Below are 3,024 nucleotides of genomic sequence, written 5' to 3'. Positions count from 1 at the left end.
GCTCAATGGTGGCGGTGGTATTGACACGGCCGTCTTCAACGGCGCGAGTTCCGCATATTCGATCGTGCACACCGGGACGAATACCTGGACCGTCAGCGGCGCTGAGGGTATCGATAAGTTGAGCAATATCGAGATCCTGCAGTTCACCGATCACAATGTGACATTGAGCACCACGGCGCTGGCCGCGACGGCCGCTGCGACCACGGTTGCTTCAACCGCCAATGTGGCCGGCACTGCCAATGCGTCGAGCGGTGCGCTGGACCAGATCGTGCACGACGACCACGTGCAGCTGATTGGCCATCATAGCCACTTCGTCGACCACCACGCCATTGCGTAAGTAATGTCAGGCGCGGCGCGCAAAGCGCTGCGCCAGTACGGCGCACACCATCAGCTGGATCTGATGGAACAGCATCAGCGGCAGGATGATCATGCCCAGCGATGCGGAAGAAGCAAACAGCACCTTGGCCATCGGCACGCCGCTGGCCAGGCTCTTTTTCGAGCCACAGAACACGATCGTGATTTCATCTTCGCGACTGAAGCCCATACGTTTGCTGATCCAGGCGGTCAGCGTCAGCGCAAGCGCCAACAGCACACAGCACACCACCAGCAGTGCAACCAGCGAAGACAAGGGCACTTTGTGCCACAGCCCTTCAGAAACGGCTTCACTGAAAGCCGTATAAACCACCAGCAGAATCGAGCCCTGGTCCACGTATTTCAGCAAAGGCTTGTTGCGGTCGACCCACTTGCCGATGATGGGGCGCAGCAGCTGTCCGGCAATGAAGGGGAGCAGCAGCTGATAAACAATGGGCATCACCGTGTCCATCGCGCTGCGCCCAGCAACGGTGCCTTTCACCACCAGGGTTCCCACCAGCAGCGGCGTGACGAAAATGCCAAGGAAGCTTGATGCCGACGCGCTGCACACCGCAGCCGCTACATTCCCGCGCGCCATGGACGTGAAACCAATCGACGATTGCACCGTCGACGGCAGCATGCACAGGAAGAGGATGCCCATGTAAAGCTCCGGCGTCATCATCGGCTGGGCGACGGGCTTCAGAATCAGTCCCAGCAAAGGGAACATCACGAAGGTGCAGCACAACACCAGCAGGTGCRGACGCCAGTGCGTCAACCCCGCCACGATCGCCTCGCGCGGCAACTTCGCGCCGTGCAAAAAGAACAAGGCGCCGATGGCGAAAGCTGTGAACTGGCTGAAGCCCACCGCCACATCGCCTGTGCAAGGCAAGATTGTGGCAATGGCAACGGTGATCAGAAGCGCCAGGGTAAAGCCGTCTGGCAGAAGACGTTTGAGCAAAGATGAGATAGCAGACATCCGCCCATTCTATCAGCGCGATTTTTTTCCCGCTGACGCCGGCAGGGCTTAGTGATCAAACCAATCTGCGAAAGTCAGCCTCTATTTTCCCTTGTACTTTCTTCTCACGGTCATCTGCTCTTGAGAATTGAGCCGAGGACTCCGCGGATGATTTCGCGGCCGACCTGGGAGCCGATGCTCCGGGCGGCGGATTTGACCATGGCCTGCACGGCGGTGTCGCGTTTGCCGGTCTTGCCGAAGATGCCACCGAGGACGTCGCCGAAGATGGAGCTCCCGTTGTCGGCCGAGGCGTTGCCGCTTGGCGCTTGGGCAGGCGCGGGCGCGGGTTCGTCCGCGCGGCGGGCCGTGGTGGCGGTGCGATTGGTCAGCTTTTCGTAGGCCRATTCGCGGTCGACGGTTTTTTCGTAGATGCCGGCGACAACGGACTTGCTCATAGCGGCCTTACGTTCGTCCGGCGTGATTGGCCCAATCTGGGAAGCGGGCGGCAGGATGAAGGCGCGTTCGACCATACGCGGCGTGCCTTTCTCATCGAGGAAGGACACCAGCGCCTCGCCCACGCCTAGCTCGCCGATCACCTGGCCGATATCCAGCTTGGGATTAGGCCGGAAGGTTTCGGCTGCGGCCTTCACTGCTTTCTGGTCGCGCGGCGTGTAGGCGCGCAGGGCATGCTGGACGCGGTTGCCGAGCTGGCCGAGCACCGTGTCCGGAATATCCAGCGGATTCTGGGTGATGAAGAACACGCCGACGCCTTTGGAGCGGATCAGTCGCACCACCTGTTCGATCTTTTGCAGCAGGGCCTTGGGCGCTTCGGCGAACAGCAGGTGGGCTTCGTCGAAGAAGAACACCAGCTTGGGCTTATCGAGATCGCCCACTTCGGGCAGGTTCTCGAACAGCTCGGACAGCATCCAGAGCAGAAACACCGCATAGATACGGGGTGCGTTCATCAGCTTATCCGCCGCGAGGATGTTGACCACGCCTTTACCTTGCGTGTCCGTTTGCAGCAGGTCGTCGATATTCAGCATCGGCTCGCCGAAGAACTTGTCGCCGCCTTGTTCCTCGATGGCCAGCAGTCCGCGCTGAATGGCGCCGATGGACGCCGCCGAAACGTTACCGTAGCTGGTCTTGTAATCGGCCGCATTGTCGCCGACGTGCTGCAGCATGGCGCGAAGGTCTTTGGTGTCGAGCAGGAGTAAGCCGTTGTCGTCGGCRATCTTGAAGACCAGTTGCAGCACGCCTTCCTGGGTGTCGTTCAGGTTCAGCATGCGCGCCAGCAGAATGGGGCCGAGATCGGAAATCGTCGCGCGCACCGGGTGGCCCTGTTCGCCGAAGACGTCCCAGAACGTGGTCGGGCAGGCGGACCATTGCGGCGCCTGCTCCTCCAGCGCTTCCAGGCGCTTATTCATTTTCTCGGATGCTGCACCGGGTTTCGCGAGGCCGGACAAGTCACCCTTCACATCCGCCATAAACACCGGCACGCCGATGTTCGACAGCGATTGCGCAATCACCTGCAGCGTAACGGTCTTGCCGGTGCCGGTAGCGCCGGTGATGCAGCCATGGCGATTCACCAGATTGGACAGCAGTTCAAGCGTCACCGCAGGCTTGGCGGCAGTGTCCTTCGCAATCGGCAGGGCAGTCGACATGATGGCATTCCATAGATGTGGCCGGAATGCCAATCATACATCACAGAAACCTTGGGG

Annotated in this window: 2 protein-coding genes and 1 pseudogene; 1 reads left to right on the top strand and 2 read right to left on the bottom strand. The window is 60.4% G+C overall.

All coding sequences use genetic code 11. The annotated features are described in order from the left end of the window. A pseudogene (locus AB4Z11_RS28035) lies at positions 1 to 337 on the top strand (hypothetical protein); the annotation flags it as partial. A gap of 6 nt (positions 338 to 343) precedes the next feature. On the opposite strand, the gene AB4Z11_RS28030 reads toward AB4Z11_RS28035, so the two are convergent. Further along, entirely contained in the window at positions 344 to 1,327 is a 984-nt protein-coding gene (locus AB4Z11_RS28030; protein ID WP_442029111.1) for a bile acid:sodium symporter family protein, read from the bottom strand. A gap of 110 nt (positions 1,328 to 1,437) precedes the next feature. Continuing rightward, positions 1,438 to 2,967, bottom strand: coding sequence for a helicase HerA-like C-terminal domain-containing protein (locus AB4Z11_RS28025; protein WP_442029110.1), 1,530 nt, complete (start codon positions 2,965 to 2,967; stop codon positions 1,438 to 1,440). Positions 2,968 to 3,024 lie beyond the last annotated feature (57 nt).

It is taken from the genome of Pseudoduganella sp. RAF53_2, assembly GCF_052113985.1.
In the GTDB taxonomy this organism is placed as follows: domain Bacteria; phylum Pseudomonadota; class Gammaproteobacteria; order Burkholderiales; family Burkholderiaceae_D; genus Rugamonas.
Note: the sequence above shows the minus strand (reverse complement) of the source record. Positions and strands in the feature narration are given on the sequence as shown.